The following is a 17,836-nucleotide window of genomic DNA, read 5'->3' as shown; positions in this document are numbered from 1 at the left end:
ACCGTCTTTTTCCAGGCCCGCCCCATGGCCCGGGAAAATGGTCTCTGAAGCAATATCCTTCAGGGTTTGCGACGGTGACGTGTTCTAAATTCGTTCAGCCTTTATTTTACAAAAGTGAAGAGCTCGTCGGCGTGGCAAATCGGTTTTTTGCGCTGCAAAAACCTGATCCTGCACAAACCTCGGGCGCGGCTGTCCATCCTTCGCAACAGCTTGCCGTCTTGCCAAATGTCACTTCATCCATCTGTTATCGGCATGTAAAGCCTGAACTTGAGACGAGGCGTCTCCCGGCGATGATCGCTCTTCTCATGGCAGGGCGAAAAAAAAGCTGCCCGGTCATCCCGGGCAGCTTGCGGTGAAACACCTGATGGGGCGACGCTCAACCGGTATTGCGCAAGCCGGCGGCCACCCCGTTGATGGTGAGGTGGATGCCGCGCTGCACGCGTTCTTCCGGCGTGCGCTTGGCCGCTGCGGTGGCGCGGTGGCGCTTGATCAGTTCGACCTGCAGGTGGTTCAGCGGGTCGAGGTAGGCGAAGCGGTTCTTGATCGAGCGTGCCAGCAGCGGGTTGGCGGCCAGCCGTTCCTTGCTGCCGGTGATGGTGGAGAGCACGGCGCTGGTGCGTTCATGTTCGTCGGTGATACGGCCGAAGATGGTATTGCGCAGCTTGCGGTCGGCCACCAGCCCGGCGTAGCGCGAGGCCACGGCGAGGTCGGTCTTGGACAGCACCATGTCCATGTTCGACAGCAGGGCGGCGAAGAACGGCCATTCCTTGCACATGGCGCGCAAGATCGCCAGGCGCCTGGGCGTCTCCTTGGCGTTGCCGGCCTCGCCCAGCCAGCCCGAGACCGCGCTGCCAAAGCCATACCAGCCCGGCAGCAGCAGGCGGCACTGGCCCCACGAGAAGCCCCAGGGAATGGCGCGCAGGTCTTCGATGCGCTGGCTGGCCTTGCGTGACGCCGGGCGCGAACCGATGTTCAGTTGCGCGATTTCGGCGATCGGCGTGGCGGCAAAGAAGTAGTCGGTGAAGCCCGGGGTTTCATAGACCAGGTTGCGGTAGGCCTGATAGGCGCGTTCCGACAATTCCTCCATCACCCGCTCGAACTCGGCCAGCTTCCTGGCTTCCTTGCTGTCGGTGTTGGTCGGCATCAGGCTGGCCTCCAGGGTGGCGGCAACCAGCAGTTCCAGGTTGCGGCGACCGATCTCCGGGTTGGAGAACTTGGAGGCGATGATCTCGCCCTGTTCGGTCAGGCGGATCTGGCCGTTCACGGTGCCCGGCGGCTGCGCCAGGATGGCCTGATAGCTGGGGCCGCCGCCACGGCCGACGGTGCCGCCGCGACCATGGAACAGGCGCAGCTTGACGCCGGCCTCGTTGAACAGCTCCACCAGCTGGTTCTCGGCCTTGTAGAGCTCCCAGTTGGAGGTCAGGAAACCACCGTCCTTGTTGGAGTCCGAGTAGCCCAGCATCACTTCCTGCAGCTTGCCGTGCTTGGCGATGAGGCCCTTGACCTGGGGTTGGGTCAGCCAGCCGCGCATGATCTCGGCGGCGCAGCGCAGGTCGGGGATGGTCTCGAACAGCGGGATCACCATCAGCTCCAGCGCCTGCAGCTGGTTGCCTTCGATATGCAGCAGGCCGGTCTCCTTCTGCAGCAGCAGCACTTCCAGCAGGTCCGACAGGGTTTCGGTATGCGAAATGATGTAGTTGCGGATGGCGCGCTCGCCATAGCGGCGGCGGATCTCGCGGGCCGCGCGCAGGATGGTCAGTTCGGAGTCGGTCTCGTCGGCATACTGCACGTAGGGCGAGTACAGCAGTCGTGGTCGCGACAGTTCACCCAGCAGCAGCGCGATCTTGCGCTCTTCGCTCAGGGCCGCGTAATCGGCCTCGACCTGGGCCTTGGCGAACAGGTCGGCCAGCACGCGTTCGTGCACGTCCGAGCTCTGGCGCATGTCCAGCGTGGCCAGGTGGAAGCCGAAGATTTCCACGGCGCGCTTGAGGCCGGCCAGACGCGGCTTGACCAGTGCGGCGCCGTGATGGGCCTGCAGCGACGTCACCAGCACATCGAGTTCGGCCACGCAGTCGGCCGGGTTGGCGTAGGGGGCGGCACTGCCGATTTCCTGGCGCAGGATGTTGACCACGCCCAGCGAGCGGGCGGTGGCGGCCAGGCGCGCATAGATGCCGATCAGGGCGCGCCGGTAGGGCTCGTCGGCGCGATGTTCGGAGTGATCCGGCGAGGTATCGGCCAGGGCCAGCAGTTCCGGGCTGGCATCGACCATCAGGGTCGAGATGGACAGCTCGGCACCCAGTGTGTGCACTTCATCGAGGTAGTAATCGAAGATGGTGGTGGACTGGCGCTTGAGGGCATGCTGCATGGTGGCAGCATTGACGTTGGGATTGCCGTCGCGGTCGCCACCGATCCAGCTGCCCATCTGCAGGTAGGGGGGCAGCTCGGCCACGCGCGCCTTGGCACGCGAGGGGAACTGGCTGTCGATCTCGGCTTCGATGTCGTCATACAGCGCCGGCAGCTCGCGCAGGAAGGTGATGCGGTAGTAGGAGAGGGCGTTCTCGATCTCGTCGGCCACCGTCAGCTTGGTGTAGCGCAGCATGCGGGTCTGCCACAGGGTGGCGATGCGCGCGCGCAGCAGTTCGGTGTTGTGGCGCAGTTCGCGGGGCGTCAGCGGCAGGTCGCGCTCGGCCACCAGGCGGGCGATTTCGCGCTCGGCGTCGAGGATGGACTTGCGTTGCACTTCGGTCGGGTGGGCGGTCAGCACCGGCGACACCAGCGCTTCCTTGAGGAAGCTGCGCACCTGGGCGCCTGAAACACCGGCATCATCCAGGCGCGACAGCGCATAGGCCACGCTGCCCGGTTGCGCTTCGGAACCGGCCAGCAGGTGGGCGCGGCGGCGCCGGTTGTGGTGCTGGTCCTCGGCGATGTTGGCCAGGTGCGAGAAGTAGGAGAAGGCGCGCACCACCGAGTTGGTCTGGTCGCGGGTCAGCTTCTTCAGGAGCTTGTCGAGCTCGGCACCGGCTTTGGCATCGGACTCGCGGCGAAAGCGCACGGCGGTCTGGCGGATGGTCTCCACCACCTCGAAGACGTCATCGCCTTCCTGTTCGCGGACCACCTCGCCTAGCAGGCGGCCCAGCAGACGGATGTCTTCCTTGAGCGGAGCATCCTTGTCGGTCCCGCGTGCGGGTTTGCTGGGTGCAATGGCAGGCTTGGCAGTCTTGGCGCCAGCCGGACGGGAGTTGGAAGAAGCGGAGCGGGCACTGCGTGTAGTTGGATTTGTAGTCGCCATGATCAACGGTTGCTGCGGTTTTCGGGGAGGAAAGTCGTGCTTGTGGATCGGATTGCCAGTGGTGTGCGTGCTAGAATTTGCCTCGTTTTTTATGGTTGCGTTTCGCTTCTGAACTGCGTTTTTGATCGTTTTACAGTCTGGATTCGCCGGTCTCCTGCTTTCCTTGTCTCCTCTGCCGCGGGTGCCACGACTGAATCGGAAAGCCCGTCTTGAAAGAATTTCCTCCTTCCAACATCGTCATCGTTTCGCGTGAAAGTCGCCTTGCCATGTGGCAGGCCGAATACGTGCGAGACCGTCTGGCGGCATTATATCCGCAGTGCAGCATCAATATCCTCGGCACCACCACGCGCGGCGACCAGATCCTGGATCGCACGCTCTCCAAGGTCGGCGGCAAGGGTCTGTTCGTCAAGGAGCTGGAAGTGGCGATGGCCGAAGGCCGCGCCGACCTGGCCGTGCACTGCCTGAAGGACATGCCGATGGATCTGCCCGAAGGCTTCGAGCTGGCCGCCGTGCTGGAGCGCGAAGACCCGCGCGATGCCTTCGTCTCCAACGACTACGCCTCGCTGGACGAGCTGCCCGACGGCGCCGTGGTCGGCACCAGCAGCCTGCGTCGCCAGGCCATGATCGCCGCCCGTTATCCGGAACTGGTGGTCAAGCCGCTGCGCGGTAACCTCGATACTCGCCTGGGCAAGCTGGATCGCGGCGACTATGCCGCCATCATCCTGGCCGTGGCCGGCCTGAATCGCCTGGGCCTGAAGGCGCGCATCCGTGCCTTCCTGGCGCCCGAGCAGAGTCTGCCTTCGCCGGGGCAGGGGACGCTGGCCATCGAAATCCCGGAGGGCCGCGACGACATCAAGCGCCTGCTGGCGCCGCTGCATGACGAAGCCGCTGCCGTGGTCTCGGCGGCCGAACGTTCGGTCTCACGCATCTTCGGTGCCAGCTGCCAGATTCCACTGGCGGCCTATGCCACGCTGGACGGCGATCGCCTGCACCTGCGCGCCATGATCGCCACGCCCGACGGCGAACAGGCCGCTGCCGCCGAAGCCGAAGGCACGGCAGCCGCGCCGGAAGCGCTGGGCGCCCAGGTTGCCGATCTGCTCAAGGCCCGTGGCGCCGACGCCATCCTGGCCGCCTGCAAGGCCCAGGCCGATGCCGCTGCCAGCTGAGCCGGCAAGCCGCTTGCCGGTGGTGGTCACGCGACCACTGCAGCAGGCGCAGGCCTTTGCCGACGCCGTGCGGCAGCTGGGGCGGGCAGCGGTGGTGTTCCCGCTGCTGCAGATCGCGCCGGTCGAGGATGTCGGCACCCTGCGGGCCACACTGTCGCGCTTGCAGGAGTTTGCGCTGGTGGTCTTCGTCAGTCCCAATGCCATCGATGCCGCATTCGCTCACCTGGATGGCTGGCCAAGTGAACTGCCGATAGGCATCGTCGGCGAGGGCAGCCGGCTGGCCCTGTGCGCGCATGGCGTACAGGCTTCCAATACCACTCTCTACGGCCCGCAGCGGGCCGACAAGATGGATTCGGAAGAATTGCTCAAATCCCTCCCCTTGGAACAATTGCGCGGTCGTCGTGCTCTGATCGTGCGCGGCCAGAGCGGCCGTGACTTCCTGAGTGAAGCATTGCAACAACACGGCGTGATGGTCGAACACCTGACCGCCTATCGTCGCCTGGCCCCGGTGCTGGATGCGCAAACTCGCCCGCAGCTGCTGGATTTGCTGGACGGTGGAGCCGACTGGGTGATCACCAGTTCGGAGGCCTTGCGCAATTTGCTGGAGTTGGCAAGACTAGCCGGGGGCGAGGAACGTGTGGTAAAACTGCAACGACAGCGTATCTTCGTCTCGCACCACAGGATCGCCGAGAACGCACGGGAGCAGGGCTTCGTGCAGGTGATCCAGACCGGTTCGGGTGATGAGCGCCTGCTTGCTGCCCTTGCTGCCTCTGCTACTTGAGTGGCCGCGTAATTTGCCGCGTTACAATCCAGCCCATGAACGAACAGCAATCCACTCCCCAATTGCCGGAGCCCCAGTCGCAAGCCAGCCAGAGCGCTGGTGCGGCCGCCTCGCAGGCGTCCTATACCTTCACCACGCCGGACGGCACCGCCGTGATCCGCCGTCGCCAGCGGGCACAGACCGTCGTGCTGCTGCTGGTCATCGCCGGCCTGGGCGCACAGTGGTGGGTCTCGCATACCGAATTGCGCGACCTGCGCAGCGAAGTGGCGCAGCGCCTGCAGAGTGGCGACAACAGCAGCAATGAGCTCAAGGGCGTGTTGAAGAGCGTGCAGGAAAGCACCAAGGAACTGCAGTCCAAGGTCAGCGTGCTCGACAGCAAGCAGGCCGAATCCCAGAGCCAGCAACTGGCCCTGGAACAGATGTACCAGGACCTCAACAAGAACCGCGACGACTGGGCCCTCTCCGAGATCGAGGAAGTGCTCTCCACCGCCGACCAGCAGCTGGAACTGGCCGGCAACGTCCAGGGCGCCCTGATCGCCCTGCAGAATGCCGACAAGAGCCTGTCGCGCTCGGACAAGGCGCAGTTCATCGTCATCCGCCGCGCCATCGCGCGCGACATCGAACGTCTGAAGGCACTGCCGACGGTGGATATCGCCGGCATCGCCGTGCGCCTGGACAGCGCCATCGGCCAGATCGACAACATGCCGCTGCTGGTGGACGAGCGTCCGGTGGAATCGGCCACCGAACCCCGGCCACAGCGCGTGAGCCCGGCGCCCGCTGCGGCCCCGGTCAGCAAGGCCAATGCCGCGCATCCCAAGACCAACACCAAGGCCGAAGCCGCACCGGCCGAAGCCTCCGCCTGGTCGCAATGGCTGGCCGGCGCCCGTGAAACCTGGCAGAGCATGAGCACCGAGATGTGGTCCGAGCTGCGCCAGTTGGTGCGCATCCGCGAAGTGCAGACGCCCGAGGCGATCCTGCTCTCGCCCGGTCAGGCCTATTTCGTGCGCGAGAACCTCAAGCTGCGTCTCTTGAATGCCCGCCTGGCGCTGCTCTCGCGCAATGAGTTCGCCTTCCGCAACGATCTGGCCTCGGCCCAGGACACCATCGCCAAGTATTTCGATACCCGCGCCAAGCAGGTCCAGACCACCCAGTCGCTGTTGAAGCAGGTGCAGGGCAGCAACCTGTCCATCCAGTTGCCCACGCTGGCGGAAAGCCTCAACGCGGTGCGCAACTACAAGGCCCGTCCCTGAGCCGCTGACGCATACCTGATATGAAAATACTGCTCTGGCTCCTGACCCTCTTCGCGTCCGCCATCGGCCTGGCCGTGCTGGCACGCTTCAACCCGGGCAATGTGGTGCTGTTCTATCCGCCGTACCGCATCGACCTGTCCCTGAACTTCTTCATCTTCGCCGTGCTGGCGGTGTTCCTGGCGATCTACGTGGTCATCCGCGCCGTGCGCCTGACCCAGAAGCTGCCTGGCCGCGTGATCGCCTATCGCCGTGCCAAGCGCGAGAACGAAAGCAACAAGGCCCTGCGCGATGCGCTAAAGGCCTATTTCGAAGGTCGCTTCGGCCAGGCTGAAAAGTCGGCCACCCGTGCCTCCGACCTGGCCGACAATGCCGGCATCGCGGCCCTGATCGCCGCCCGCGCCGCGCATCGCATGCGCCAGGGCGAACGCCGCGACATCTGGCTGGCCAGCACCGAGGTCGATCCCACCCTGAAGGCGGCGCGCCTGATGACCGCGCTCGAACTGCAGGTGGATGAACACCACTTCAAGCAGGCGCTGGAAACGGTGGAAGAACTCAACGCCAACGGTACGCGCCACATCCAGGCGTTGCAGTGGGCGCTCAAGGCCAACCAGCAAGCCAAGAACTGGCCCGAGGTCTTGCGTCTGCTGCAGACCCTGGACAAGCGCAATGCCCTGCATCCGGCGCTGTCCAACCGTCTGCGCGAGATGTCCTACGACGCCTTGCTGTCGGACAGGGCGCACGATGCCGAATCGATCCGCCTGCTCTGGAACGGTGTTCCCGGCACCGACAAGCTCAAGCCCTACATCGCCGTGCGCGCGGCCCAGGCCTTCTCCAGCCGTGGCCTGCATGACGAAGCGCGCAGCCTGCTGGAACGCGCCCTGGCGGCCGACTGGGATATCCGCCTCTTGCGTGCCTACCGCGAATCGACGGCCGAGGCAGGCTCGCCGGCGCTGCTGTCGCAGATCGAGCATTGCGAATCCTGGCTCTCCCGCAATCCCACCGACGCCGAACTGGCCCTGACCCTGGGCATGTTCTGCCTGCGCCAGAAGTTGTGGGGCAAGGCCCAGCGCCATCTGGAGCAAGCCCTGTCGGACGCCATCGAGCCGCGCACCGTGCGCGAATCGCATCTGGCGCTGGCGCAGCTGCATGAAGCGCTGGACCAGCCGGACCAGGCCGCCGCCCACTACAAGCAATGCGCCCTGGCCACGGCCATCCGTTGAACTTGTTGCAGGCAGGAATGACCAAGGCGGAAGCGGCGCAAGCCCTTCCGCCTTTTTTGCAGGCGGCTGTCATGTTGGCGTAAGTTGCAGCCGCCAAGATGCAGACCCAAGTCCGATTGCCGCTATAATTGCGGCTTTCCGCGATCAGGCCCGCCGTACGGCCTGCGCGAAAAAGCTTTCTGTTTTCTTTCCCTAGTGAGAATCCCATGAGCCTGAACAACGTCCCCGCCGGCCGCGACCTGCCCAATGACTTCAACGTGATCATCGAGATCCCGATGAACGCCGATCCGATCAAGTACGAAGTGGACAAGGACACCGGCGCCATCTTCGTCGACCGCTTCATGGGCACCGCCATGCACTACCCGTGCAACTACGGCTACATTCCCCAGACCCTGTCGCAGGACGGTGACCCGGTGGACGTGCTGGTGATCACCCCGTTCCCGCTGATCCCGGGCGTGGTGGTGCGTTGCCGCCCGATCGGCGTGCTCAAGATGGCCGACGAATCCGGTATCGATGCCAAGCTGCTGGCCGTGCCGGTCGACAAGATCCTGCCGATCTACACCCACTGGCAAAAGCCGGAAGACCTGAACGAACTGCGCCTGAACCAGATCAAGCACTTCTTCGAACACTACAAGGACCTGGAAAAGGGCAAGTGGGTCAAGGTCGAAGGCTGGGAAGGTCCGGACGCTGCCCGCGCCGAAATCCTGGCCGGTGTGGAAGCGTTCAAGAACGCCAAGTAATCCCGACGCCGTACCAAGAAAAATCGCCCGACAGGCGCAAACCTGTCGGGCGATTTTTTTTGATCCGTCGGTTACCAACCACACCCGTTCGGACTGAGTAGGCCCGAATGGGCCGTATCGAAGCCTGTCCTGAGCCTGGCGAAGGGGCGCTCCGTCAGCGCCTTGTCTGCGGCTGCCGCGTCTTCGATACGACGCTGCGCGTCTACTCAGTCCGAACGGTCTGGAGAGGGGCTCAGGCTAGTCTTAATCCAGCTTGGCGGCGTGCTCGCGGGTGGCGTGGAAGGTCACTTCCGGCCAGCGTTCCTGGGTCAGGCGCAGGTTCACGCCCGAGCTGGCCAGGTAGGCCAGGTTGCCGGCCGCATCCACAGCCAGGTTGGCACCGGCCGAGGAGCGTTCGAAATCGGCCAGCTTCTTCTTGTCCTCGCAGGTGATCCAGCGGGCGCTGCTGATGCTGGTCCCTTCGAAGACGGCATCGACGCCATATTCGTTCAACAGACGGCTGGCCACCACTTCGAACTGCAGCACACCCACCGCACCCAGGATCAGGTCGCTGCCGGTGACCGGCTTGAAGACCTGCACCGCGCCTTCTTCGCCCAGCTGCTGCAGGCCCTTGTGCAACTGCTTGATCTTGAGCGGATTGCGGATGCGTGCCACCCGGAAGAAGTCCGGCGCGAAGTAGGGGATGCCGGTGAACTGCAGCATTTCGCCTTCGGAGAAGCTGTCGCCGATCTGCATGTTGCCGTGGTTGGGCAGGCCGATGATGTCGCCGGCATAGGCCTCTTCCACCTGCTCGCGGCTGGAGGCCATGAAGGTCACCACCGAGGACACCTTGATGTCACGGTTCAGGCGCAGGTGCTTCAACTTCATGCCGCGCTCGAAGCGGCCCGAGCACACGCGCAGGAAGGCGATACGGTCGCGGTGCGCCGGATCCATGTTGGCCTGGATCTTGAAGACGAAGCCGGAGAACGGCTCCTCGGTCGGCTTGACCTCGCGCACGGTGGCGTCGCGGCCGCCCGGACCGGGCGCCCAGTCCAGCAGCGCGTCGAGGATCTCGCGCACGCCGAAGTTGTTGATGGCCGAACCGAAGAACACCGGCGTCTGCACACCGGCCAGGAAGTCGTCCAGGTTGAAGGGGTGGGAGGCGCCATGCACCAGCTCCACCTCCATCTTCAGTTGTTCGATCTCCAACGGGAACATTTCTGCCAGCTTGGGGTTGTCGATGCCCTTGATGATTTCCACGTTGCCGTTGGCGCGTTCTTCGCCGGCCTTGAAGAGCATGATCTCGTCGCGCAGCAGGTGATACACGCCACGGAAGTTCTTGCCCATGCCGATCGGCCAGGTCACCGGCGCGCACTGGATCTTGAGCACCGACTCCAGCTCATCGAGCAGCTCCAGCGAATCGCGGGTTTCGCGGTCCAGCTTGTTCATGAAGGTGATGATGGGCGTATTGCGCATGCGGCAGACGTTCAACAGCTTGATGGTCTGTTCTTCCACGCCCTTGGCGGCGTCGATCACCATCAGCGCCGAGTCCACGGCGGTGAGCACGCGGTAGGTATCTTCGGAGAAGTCCTGGTGGCCCGGGGTGTCAAGCAGGTTGACCACGTGGTCGCGGTACTCGAACTGCATCACCGAGCTGGCCACCGAGATGCCGCGCTGCTTTTCGATCTCCATCCAGTCCGAGGTTGCATGACGGCCGCTCTTGCGGGCCTTCACGGTACCGGCCAGCTGGATCGCACCCGAGAACAGCAGCAGCTTTTCGGTCAGCGTGGTCTTGCCGGCGTCAGGGTGGGAAATGATGCCGAAGGTACGGCGGCGCTTCACTTCGCGCGCGATCAGGTCGGATGAGACCTTGCGGCCACCGCTGGAGACGTCCGAAGCGTCGGAGGCGTCGTCGGCAGCGCTGCTGGCGACGTCGGGGAGTGCGTTGCTGGGTTCTTGCATGGCGGGTCGCCTGTTTGGAAAGCTCTGGAGAACCCGAGATTATAACTGAAGCGGCCCGCGCTCCCGCATGTTTGCCGGATGGCAAGCTCTGCCGGGGCGGGCCGTTGCGAAGAGTGCTTTGTAACGGTGCTCAGGAACGTTCTCCTCAGGAACGTTCGTCACGGCGCTCTTCGCGCCGAGGATGCTGGTCGCGTTGCTGCTCCCTCTGCTGTTGCTGGCGTGCCTGCTGCTGGACCTGCTGGCGTTGCGCCTGTTCCTGGTGCTGGCGGGCCTGTTCCCGCGCCTGTTCCATCTGGCGCTGCTGATCATGCTGCTGGTTCTGCAGCTGCTGCTGGCGCATCTGCTGTTCACGCTGTTGCTGTTGTAATTGCCGTTGCTGCATCTGTTGCTGGTGCTGCAGTTGCTGTTGCGTCTCCTGCTGGCGCATCTGCTGTTCACGCTGTTGCTGTTGCAATTGCCGTTGCTGCGTCTGTTGCTGATGTTGCAGTTGCTGTTGCGTCTCCTGCTGGCGCTGCTGCCATTGCCGCTCCTGCGCCTGTTGCTGCTGGCGTTGTTCCCGGCCTTGCTGCTCGCGCTGATCCTGCTGCTGGCGGATCATCTGTTCGCGCTGGCGTTGCTGCTCATTGGCCTGCTGCTCCCGATGGTGTTGCTGCTCCACCGCCTGGCGCTGACGCAACTGATCCTGCTGGGCCACACGCTGCTGGACATTGTCGGCCACCGGGAGCGGCCGCGGCTGGGCGCCCGGCATCGGGTGATCGCGCCACGATGGTGCGGCCTGGGCCTGAGCTTGCCCCGGACCGGGCGGCGGAGTCAGGGCGGGTGCCGGTTGCCGGGCGTAACGGCCACCACCGCCATAGCGCGCATCGTGATGCCAGACCACCGGCCGCTGGTTGACCGTGACGTTATTGACCACCCGGGTGTTGTTGATGTTGTTCACGTTGGTGACATTGGTGACGTTATTGATGCGGGTCTGGCTCACCATCACTTGCCGCTGCCGCCAGTCGGGACGGGCATCGCCGAACACCGCGTTCATCACGCCGATGCCGGCGCCAAAGCTGATGCTGGCCGAGAAGCCCGGCGCATAGCTGGGCGGGCGGTAGCGCGGCGGCGGCGCCCACACCACGGGCGGTGCCGACGGCCACCACCAGTCGCCATACACCACCACCGGGTTGTAGTAGGGCACATAGACCACCTGCGGGTTGACCGGCACGATCTCGATCATTTCATCCTGCACCACTACGCGCTGCTGCGGGCTGGATTCCAGCGTACCGGCAATGCGCGCACGCTCGCGCAGGTTCTGCACCGTGTCCATCACCGATGCCTGCTGGCCGAGGAAGGCCTGGCCCATCTGCTGGGTCCAGTCCAGGCGGTCATTGAGCATGGCCAATACCGAGGGGAATTGCACCAGCGCCTTCACGCTCGGGTCCCAGGGCATGGGCGCCACCGCCCGCGCCAGGCCCTCGCCTTGCAGGCCGGGGCGGGCTTCCACGAAGCGCTGCGCCTGCACCACTTCCAGCGGATAGGTCGAGGCCATCAGCACCTGTGCCAGCAGCGAATCGGGATACAAGGCCACCGGCGCCAGCATCTGGTCCAGTTGTTGCTGGGTGTAGACGGGCGGGGCGGCCTGTACCGCGGGGTAGGCGCTTTGCGCCTGCGCGGGCAGGCCCGAGACCAGTGAAAACAGCAGGCAGGCGGCCCAGGCCAGGGATTTCTTGTTCACGTCATTCTCCTTACCGAGTTGCGCGGGAAGGAAGGGGCTTGAAGAAGTATTCGGCTTCCAACGCATTGAAGTGAACCTATAGTCCGTCAACCGGCAAGAGGGAGGTGTAACGGAAGTGCAAGCGATGTTTCAGTGGCCGGATGGGGGCGCAACCTGGTGGCAACTTGGTCGTGCAGGCCGCTTGCCCGGTGGAAAGCCTTGCGCAAGGCGGGGGCGGGTGTGGCATCATGAACGGCCACGGAACAAATCTCATCAATGGAATCGATCAATCGAGCAATTAATCGGGCGGCCTTTAGCCCTTGCGCAGATCAATCATTGACACGACCGGAAGAGGGGAAACGTTCCAAACTGTTTTCGCAGCACCGCATCAGGCAATCTTTTTACGACAACAAGCCATCAAGCAAGGAACGACCATGAGCCATCACCTGATCTGGCGGCGCGATGATTTCCTCATCGACACCGATCCCGACCGGCTGGACATCCCCCTCATCCACGACGTATTGACCCAATCGAGCTGGTCCCCCGGTATCGACCTGAACACTGTGCGCACCGCCATTGCCAACAGCCTGTGCTTCGGCCTCTATCGCGGCAAGGAGCAGATCGGCTTCGCCCGCGTGGTGACCGACCACGCCACCTTCGGCTACCTGTGCGACGTCTTCGTCATCAGCGACCTGCGCCGCCAGGGCCTGGGCCGCTGGATGATCGAGTCGGTGAACCAGCATCCCACCCTGCAGAAGCTGCGCCGGGTCATGCTGACCACCTCGACGGCCCCCTGGCTGTATGCCAGCTGTGGATTCGAAGCCATCAATCGCGGCGATTTCGTCTGGCACATCTCCCGGCCGGACATCTACCGGCAGGCCAGTCCGCAGTAAATGCATCGACGGCGGAGCGCAGCGCGTCGCTCCGTCGTGGTCTTTACCTTCGCTCTCTTTTTTCTCCGCCTTCTCTACCTTCCCCGCACTGCGCTGCCGTTGGTCGAATGGCTGTCGCCGCACCCTCCGCGCCTTCCCCGTACTTTTTCCTGTATTTCCCACTGTCGTCTTTGTCTGCTTACGTGTCCACATCGCTCGGCAAGCTGCTTCGCCGTCCAGGACAAATGTAAAGACGCGTCGAAATGAACGAAATTCCCTGACGAAATCTACGATACAGCATAAAATTTGTCACAAATACGAACCATTATCATTCGTATTTATATAAATGAAACTGACAAATTTTTCTTCGATCAGGATAACTTTGATGTCACCCTCCCTATTTGCATCTGCCGTTCCCGCATCAAACTCCCATCCCTCCCTGCGTCCTCTGTGCCGTGCGATGCTGATGGCCGGCATGGCCGGGTTCACCCTGTGTGCGCAGGCACAGCAAGCAGTCGCCGACCAGAGTGGCGCCTTGCCTGAGGTCACCGTCTCGGCCCCGCAGGTCGAGCAGCCGCCCACCGAAGGCAGCGACAGCTATACCGTCAAGCGCAGCCGCTCGGCGACCAAGTTCTCGCTCTCGCCGCGCCAGACGCCGCAGTCGGTGTCGGTGGTCACGCGTGCCAGGATGGAAGACTTCCATCTCACCAGCATCAACGATGTCTTCGCCACCACGCCCGGAGTGACGGTGGACCGCGTGGAAACCGACCGTACCTACTACACCTCACGCGGTTTCGACATCACCAACTTCATGTTCGATGGCATCGGTATCCCCATGACCTACGGCCTGATGTACGGCGATACCGAAATGGCCATGTTCGACCGCGTGGAGATTGTGCGCGGCGCCAACGGGCTCACCACCTCCACGGGCGACCCGTCGGCCACGATCAACTTCATCCGCAAGCGGCCGACCACGGATTTCCAGGCTTCGGCGGCGCTCAGCTATGGCTCGTGGAATACCCGCCGGCTGGAAGCCGACATCTCCGGTGCCGTCAACGAGGCCGGCACTGTTGCGGCGCGAGTGGTGGCAAGCCATCAGGAGGGCAATTCCTACCTCGACCGCTATCGCCCTACGCGCGACCTGTTCTACGGCGTGGTGGAGGCCAACCTCAGCAGCAGCACCCTGCTGACCCTGGGCTACAGCTATCAGAAAGTGCATGGCAAGGGCGCCATGTGGGGAGCCTTGCCCCTGAGCTATACCGATGGCACGGCCACGCATTACGGCAGCAATACCAGCACATCTGCGGACTGGTCGCGAATGGATACCGAACAGCAGCGGGTCTTTGCCGAACTGAGTCAGGACCTCAGCGCAGGCTGGCAATGGAAGAGCACGGTGGGCTATAACGAGATGCGTACCGATTCCGCCCTGTTCTATGTCTATGGCACACCCGACAAGAGCACCGGCGGCGGGCTGTATGCCTATCCCAGTCTGTATGCCGGCGTGAACCGCCAGGCCTACCTGGACAGCAACCTCAGCGGCAAATACAACTTGCTGGGGCGCGAGCATGAATTCAACCTGGGCGTGAATCTCTCCAACTCCCGCGTGGTCGATGTCAGCAACTACGGCCGTGGCATCGGCACCGAGCTGTTCGGGCAGCAGGCCTTCGATGGCAGCTTTGCGCTGCCGGTCTTCGATGACGGGACCGATGGCAGTCGCTACACCGACCGCCGCAAGAGCGTCTATGGGGCCACCCGCCTGAACCTGTCGGACCGGGCGAAACTGATGCTGGGGGCCAACTACACCCAGGCCGACGCCTCCGGCTACGCCTATGGCGAACCGCATGCGCTGGCGCAGTCGGCGCTGTCGCCCTATGTCGGCCTGACGGTGGACCTGGATGAGCATTTCTCGGTGTACGGCAACTACACCAAGATCTTCAATCCCCAGACCCGAACCGATGCTGCCGGCGCCGTGCTGGCCGCCGCCCGCGGTCGTTCGTATGAACTGGGCGTGAAGGGGGAGTTTGCCGACGGCAAGCTCAATACCTCGCTGGCCGTGTTCCAGGTCGACCAGAGCAATGTGGCCGAACAGGCCGGTACCATCGGCGCCCGCGCCTATTACCGTGGCATCAATGCGCGCTCCGAAGGGATCGAATATGAGGTGTCGGGTGAGCTCACCCGCGACTGGCAGGTCGGTGCCGGCGTGGTCTGGCAACGCATCACCGGTGACGAGGGCAAGCAGGTACGCCTGTACGTCCCGCGCCGCCAGCTGCGCCTGTCGACCACCTACCGCCTGCCGCAGCTGGAAAAGGCCAAGATCGGCGCCAGCCTGAACTACCAGAGCAAGAGCAGCTACGACAGCAGCAATACCGCCTACCAGGGCGGTTACTCGGTGTTGAACCTGATGGCCAGCTATGACATCAGCAAGAACCTGACCCTGTCGGCCAGCCTGAACAATGTGCTCAACAAGCAGTACCTGACCACCGTCTACTGGAGCCAGTCCTACTATGCGGCACCGATCAACGGCACGGTGAGCCTGCGCTGGAAGTATTGAGCGGCGCGTCGCATTGCCGTTGCCATTGCCTGCGCCGGCCCGGATGCCGGCGCAGGCCGCTCATTTGCGCTTGCGCCGGCTCGGTGCCATCTCCCGCATGAGGGCCACGAAGCGCTGCGCGCCCAGGCCCAGCGGGCGGTCCTTGCTCCAGACCACGTCCACCCACATGCGCTGCTGGTTGCTGATGTTGTCGAAGTCGATCACCACCAGCGCGCCAGCCTCGATCTGGTTCTGCACCAGGCTGTGTGGCAGGTAGGCCCAGCCCAGGCCCTCGCGCACCAGCGACAGCGTGGCCAGGTGATTGTCGGTGCGCCAGATCTGCCGCGCCAGGAAGAAGCGCGGGTCGGAGATGCGGGCATCGCGGCTGGCCACGGCGATCTGGCGGATGTCGTACAGGTCCTCGTAGCGCAGCTTGCGCTTCTTGCGCAGCCGTGCCGGATGATCCGGCGCGATCACGGCCACCATCATCTCGCTGCTGAATTCCTGGAAGGCCTCACGGTCGTTGCCGGCATGGCGCTCGAAGACCAGCGCCAGTTGCGCCGTATTGTCGTAGAGCATGCGCATGGCGTCGGCCTGCGGCGAGGACAGCACCTCCACTTCCAGCGAGGGGAATTCCGTGGCCAGGACCGCCAGCGGCCGGGCCCAGGGAATGGACAGCAGTTCGGGCGCCACGGCCAGCGTCAACTTGCGCTCCAGCCCGCGATGCATGGCCAGGGCGTGGGTGTCGAGCTGGCGCAGGGTGCTGGCCAGCAGGCGGGCATCCGGCTCCAGCGCCCGCGCCAGTTCGGTGGGACGGGCGTCGCGGGCGGTGCGGTCGAACAGCACCAGGTCCAGTTCCGCTTCGAGCTGGCTGATGGTCATGCTCACCGAGGAGGGCACGCGCCCCAGCGCGCGTGCTGCCGCAGAGAAGGAGCCGCTGTCGAGGACGGCCAGGAAGACCTTGACGTTGTCGCTGGAGAAAGCCATGGCAGGGAAGGGTGGCGAAGCGACCAGCGATCTATCAGAAAAACTGAAAGAAGCCGACTTCTTCTATCAAAAACATCATCATAGAATGCTTTCCATTGCAAGACCAGCCGTGTTGCTTCATCCACAGCCTGTGGCCGGCCAGGGCTTGCAACAGGAGAACTCATGCAAGGTTTCAAACGCAAGCTGGTCTACGCCAGCCTTTTCGAGGCGCTGGCCATCGTCTTCACCACGGTGGGCCTGACGGTATTCGCCGGCCACGACAGCAGCCATTCCTGGGCAGCGGCGGTGGCGTCTTCCACCATCGCCTTCCTGTGGAACTTCGTGTTCAATGGTCTTTTCGAGCGCTGGGAAGCACGCCAGCCGCGTCGCGGCCGCAGCTTCGGCCGTCGCGCTGTCCACGCCATCGGTTTCGAGGGCGGGCTGGTGATGATGCTGGTACCGCTGTTCGCCTGGTGGCTGGATATCAGCCTGTGGGACGCGCTGGTGCTGGACTTCGGGCTGATCGTCTTCTTCATGATCTATACCTACCTGTTCAACCTGCTGTTCGACCGCATCTTCGGCCTGCCCAGTTCAGCCTTGCCGCTCGAGTCGCAGCCTGTCCAGGCGAAGCCGGCGGCACCGATCGCAGGCACCCGCTAATCCCGGCGCGGGTGGCGCCACTGTCTGATTGTCTTATTGTTTTAAAATAGCGCGCTACCCATCCCGCCAGGAACCGCCATGTACGTCCCCGCCCATTTCGCCCAGACCGATACTGCCGAGCTGCAACAGCTGATCACCGCGCATCCCTTCGGCGTGCTGGTTTCGCACACCGCTGGCGGGCTCGATGCCAACCACCTGCCGTGTCACCTTGATCCCGCGCAGGGCGCGTTGGGGACCTTGCACCTGCACGTGGCACGCGCCAACCCGCTGTGGCGCGAACTGGCCGACGGCGATGCGGTGCTGGTGGTGTTCTCGGCCGGCGACGCCTATATCTCGCCCAGCTGGTACCCCAGCAAGCATGAAGCCCATCGCCAGGTGCCCAGCTGGAACTACATGGTGGCGCATGCCCATGGCCGGGTCACCATCCGCGACGACGAGCGCTACGTGCGCGGCGTGGTGGCCCGCTTGACGCGCACCCATGAAGCTGCCGAAGAAAAGCCGTGGAAGATGTCGGATGCGCCCGCCGAATTCACCGATACCCTGCTGCAGGCCATCGTCGGCATCGAGATCGAGATCACACGTCTGGAAGGCAAGCGCAAACTTAGCCAGAACAAGGAAGTGCGTGACATCGTCGGCGCTGGCGAGGCCCTGCTGGCACGTGGCCACGAGGCCGTCGGCCAGGCCATGCTGGAGGCTGCAACGAAAAAGTCATAAGGCCTCGG

General features: G+C 63.8%; 13 protein-coding genes. 9 read left to right on the top strand and 4 right to left on the bottom strand.

Going from position 1 to position 17,836, the window contains the following annotated elements:
• Nucleotides 1–376: 376 nt before the first annotated feature.
• Nucleotides 377–3,289 carry a phosphoenolpyruvate carboxylase gene (ppc, locus tag HWE04_RS05945; protein WP_241811842.1) on the bottom strand — a complete coding sequence of 971 codons (2,913 nt, stop codon included), beginning with the start codon at nucleotides 3,287–3,289 and terminating at the stop codon, nucleotides 377–379.
• A gap of 209 nt (nucleotides 3,290–3,498) precedes the next feature.
• Here ppc and hemC point away from each other — a divergent pair, with 209 nt between their 5' ends.
• The 5 genes from hemC to ppa all read left to right on the top strand — a co-directional run bounded on the left by hemC (nucleotide 3,499) and on the right by ppa (nucleotide 8,446).
• The gene (hemC, locus tag HWE04_RS05940) at nucleotides 3,499–4,455 is read left to right on the top strand and encodes a hydroxymethylbilane synthase (RefSeq protein ID WP_182992322.1); all 957 of its coding nucleotides are present in this window, start codon (nucleotides 3,499–3,501) and stop codon (nucleotides 4,453–4,455) included.
• Nucleotides 4,439–5,236 (top strand): uroporphyrinogen-III synthase, encoded by a 798-nt coding sequence (locus HWE04_RS05935; protein WP_006463342.1) that lies wholly within the window; start codon nucleotides 4,439–4,441, stop codon nucleotides 5,234–5,236. The genes hemC and HWE04_RS05935 overlap by 17 nt, the downstream gene beginning before the upstream one ends.
• 35 nt (nucleotides 5,237–5,271) lie before the next feature.
• Nucleotides 5,272–6,486, top strand: a complete 1,215-nt coding sequence (locus HWE04_RS05930; protein ID WP_241811841.1) for a uroporphyrinogen-III C-methyltransferase — start codon at nucleotides 5,272–5,274, stop codon at nucleotides 6,484–6,486.
• A gap of 20 nt (nucleotides 6,487–6,506) precedes the next feature.
• Nucleotides 6,507–7,706 (top strand): heme biosynthesis protein HemY, encoded by a 1,200-nt coding sequence (locus tag HWE04_RS05925; RefSeq protein ID WP_006463344.1) that lies wholly within the window; start codon nucleotides 6,507–6,509, stop codon nucleotides 7,704–7,706.
• A gap of 206 nt (nucleotides 7,707–7,912) precedes the next feature.
• Nucleotides 7,913–8,446 (top strand): inorganic diphosphatase, encoded by a 534-nt coding sequence (ppa, locus tag HWE04_RS05920; protein ID WP_006463345.1) that lies wholly within the window; start codon nucleotides 7,913–7,915, stop codon nucleotides 8,444–8,446.
• Between the two features lie 243 nt (nucleotides 8,447–8,689).
• Here the strand turns inward: ppa and HWE04_RS05915 are convergent, their stop codons facing one another.
• Both HWE04_RS05915 and HWE04_RS05910 read right to left on the bottom strand, forming a co-directional pair.
• Nucleotides 8,690–10,387, bottom strand: a complete 1,698-nt coding sequence (locus HWE04_RS05915; protein WP_006463347.1) for a peptide chain release factor 3 — start codon at nucleotides 10,385–10,387, stop codon at nucleotides 8,690–8,692.
• A 145-nt stretch (nucleotides 10,388–10,532) separates the two neighbouring features.
• The gene (locus HWE04_RS05910; protein ID WP_241811840.1) at nucleotides 10,533–12,107 is read right to left on the bottom strand and encodes a DUF3300 domain-containing protein; all 1,575 of its coding nucleotides are present in this window, start codon (nucleotides 12,105–12,107) and stop codon (nucleotides 10,533–10,535) included.
• 413 nt (nucleotides 12,108–12,520) lie between these two features.
• On the opposite strand from HWE04_RS05910, the gene HWE04_RS05905 reads away from it, so the two are divergent.
• Together HWE04_RS05905 and HWE04_RS05900 are read left to right on the top strand one after the other, a co-directional pair.
• Nucleotides 12,521–12,979: a GNAT family N-acetyltransferase gene (locus HWE04_RS05905; RefSeq protein WP_006463349.1), complete on the top strand. Its 459-nt coding sequence runs from the start codon at nucleotides 12,521–12,523 to the stop codon at nucleotides 12,977–12,979.
• A 454-nt stretch (nucleotides 12,980–13,433) separates the two neighbouring features.
• Entirely contained in the window at nucleotides 13,434–15,509 is a 2,076-nt protein-coding gene (locus HWE04_RS05900) for a TonB-dependent siderophore receptor (RefSeq protein ID WP_039875293.1), read from the top strand.
• A 60-nt stretch (nucleotides 15,510–15,569) separates the two neighbouring features.
• Here the strand turns inward: HWE04_RS05900 and HWE04_RS05895 are convergent, their stop codons facing one another.
• Nucleotides 15,570–16,475 (bottom strand): LysR family transcriptional regulator, encoded by a 906-nt coding sequence (locus HWE04_RS05895; protein WP_241811839.1) that lies wholly within the window; start codon nucleotides 16,473–16,475, stop codon nucleotides 15,570–15,572.
• A gap of 162 nt (nucleotides 16,476–16,637) precedes the next feature.
• Between HWE04_RS05895 and HWE04_RS05890 the strand changes: the two genes are divergently transcribed.
• Nucleotides 16,638–17,114: a PACE efflux transporter gene (locus tag HWE04_RS05890; protein WP_006463352.1), complete on the top strand. Its 477-nt coding sequence runs from the start codon at nucleotides 16,638–16,640 to the stop codon at nucleotides 17,112–17,114.
• Between the two features lie 78 nt (nucleotides 17,115–17,192).
• Nucleotides 17,193–17,828, top strand: a complete 636-nt coding sequence (locus tag HWE04_RS05885) for an FMN-binding negative transcriptional regulator (protein ID WP_241811838.1) — start codon at nucleotides 17,193–17,195, stop codon at nucleotides 17,826–17,828.
• Nucleotides 17,829–17,836 lie beyond the last annotated feature (8 nt).

The organism is Herbaspirillum sp. C7C2, assembly GCF_022627865.1.
Classification (GTDB): domain Bacteria; phylum Pseudomonadota; class Gammaproteobacteria; order Burkholderiales; family Burkholderiaceae_D; genus Herbaspirillum; species Herbaspirillum frisingense.
The sequence above is the reverse complement of the archived record's forward strand: the minus strand, read 5'-3'. Positions and strand labels throughout refer to the sequence as shown.

Coding starts and splice junctions, on each gene's coding strand:
- HWE04_RS05930 (WP_241811841.1), top strand. CDS start 5,272: ATGAACGAACAGCAATCCACTCCCCAATTGCCGGAGCCCCAGTCGCAA.
- HWE04_RS05915 (WP_006463347.1), bottom strand. CDS start 10,387: ATGCAAGAACCCAGCAACGCACTCCCCGACGTCGCCAGCAGCGCTGCC.
- HWE04_RS05895 (WP_241811839.1), bottom strand. CDS start 16,475: ATGGCTTTCTCCAGCGACAACGTCAAGGTCTTCCTGGCCGTCCTCGAC.
- HWE04_RS05890 (WP_006463352.1), top strand. CDS start 16,638: ATGCAAGGTTTCAAACGCAAGCTGGTCTACGCCAGCCTTTTCGAGGCG.
- HWE04_RS05925 (WP_006463344.1), top strand. CDS start 6,507: ATGAAAATACTGCTCTGGCTCCTGACCCTCTTCGCGTCCGCCATCGGC.
- ppa (WP_006463345.1), top strand. CDS start 7,913: ATGAGCCTGAACAACGTCCCCGCCGGCCGCGACCTGCCCAATGACTTC.
- HWE04_RS05905 (WP_006463349.1), top strand. CDS start 12,521: ATGAGCCATCACCTGATCTGGCGGCGCGATGATTTCCTCATCGACACC.
- HWE04_RS05935 (WP_006463342.1), top strand. CDS start 4,439: ATGCCGCTGCCAGCTGAGCCGGCAAGCCGCTTGCCGGTGGTGGTCACG.
- HWE04_RS05900 (WP_039875293.1), top strand. CDS start 13,434: ATGGCCGGGTTCACCCTGTGTGCGCAGGCACAGCAAGCAGTCGCCGAC.
- ppc (WP_241811842.1), bottom strand. CDS start 3,289: ATGGCGACTACAAATCCAACTACACGCAGTGCCCGCTCCGCTTCTTCC.
- HWE04_RS05885 (WP_241811838.1), top strand. CDS start 17,193: ATGTACGTCCCCGCCCATTTCGCCCAGACCGATACTGCCGAGCTGCAA.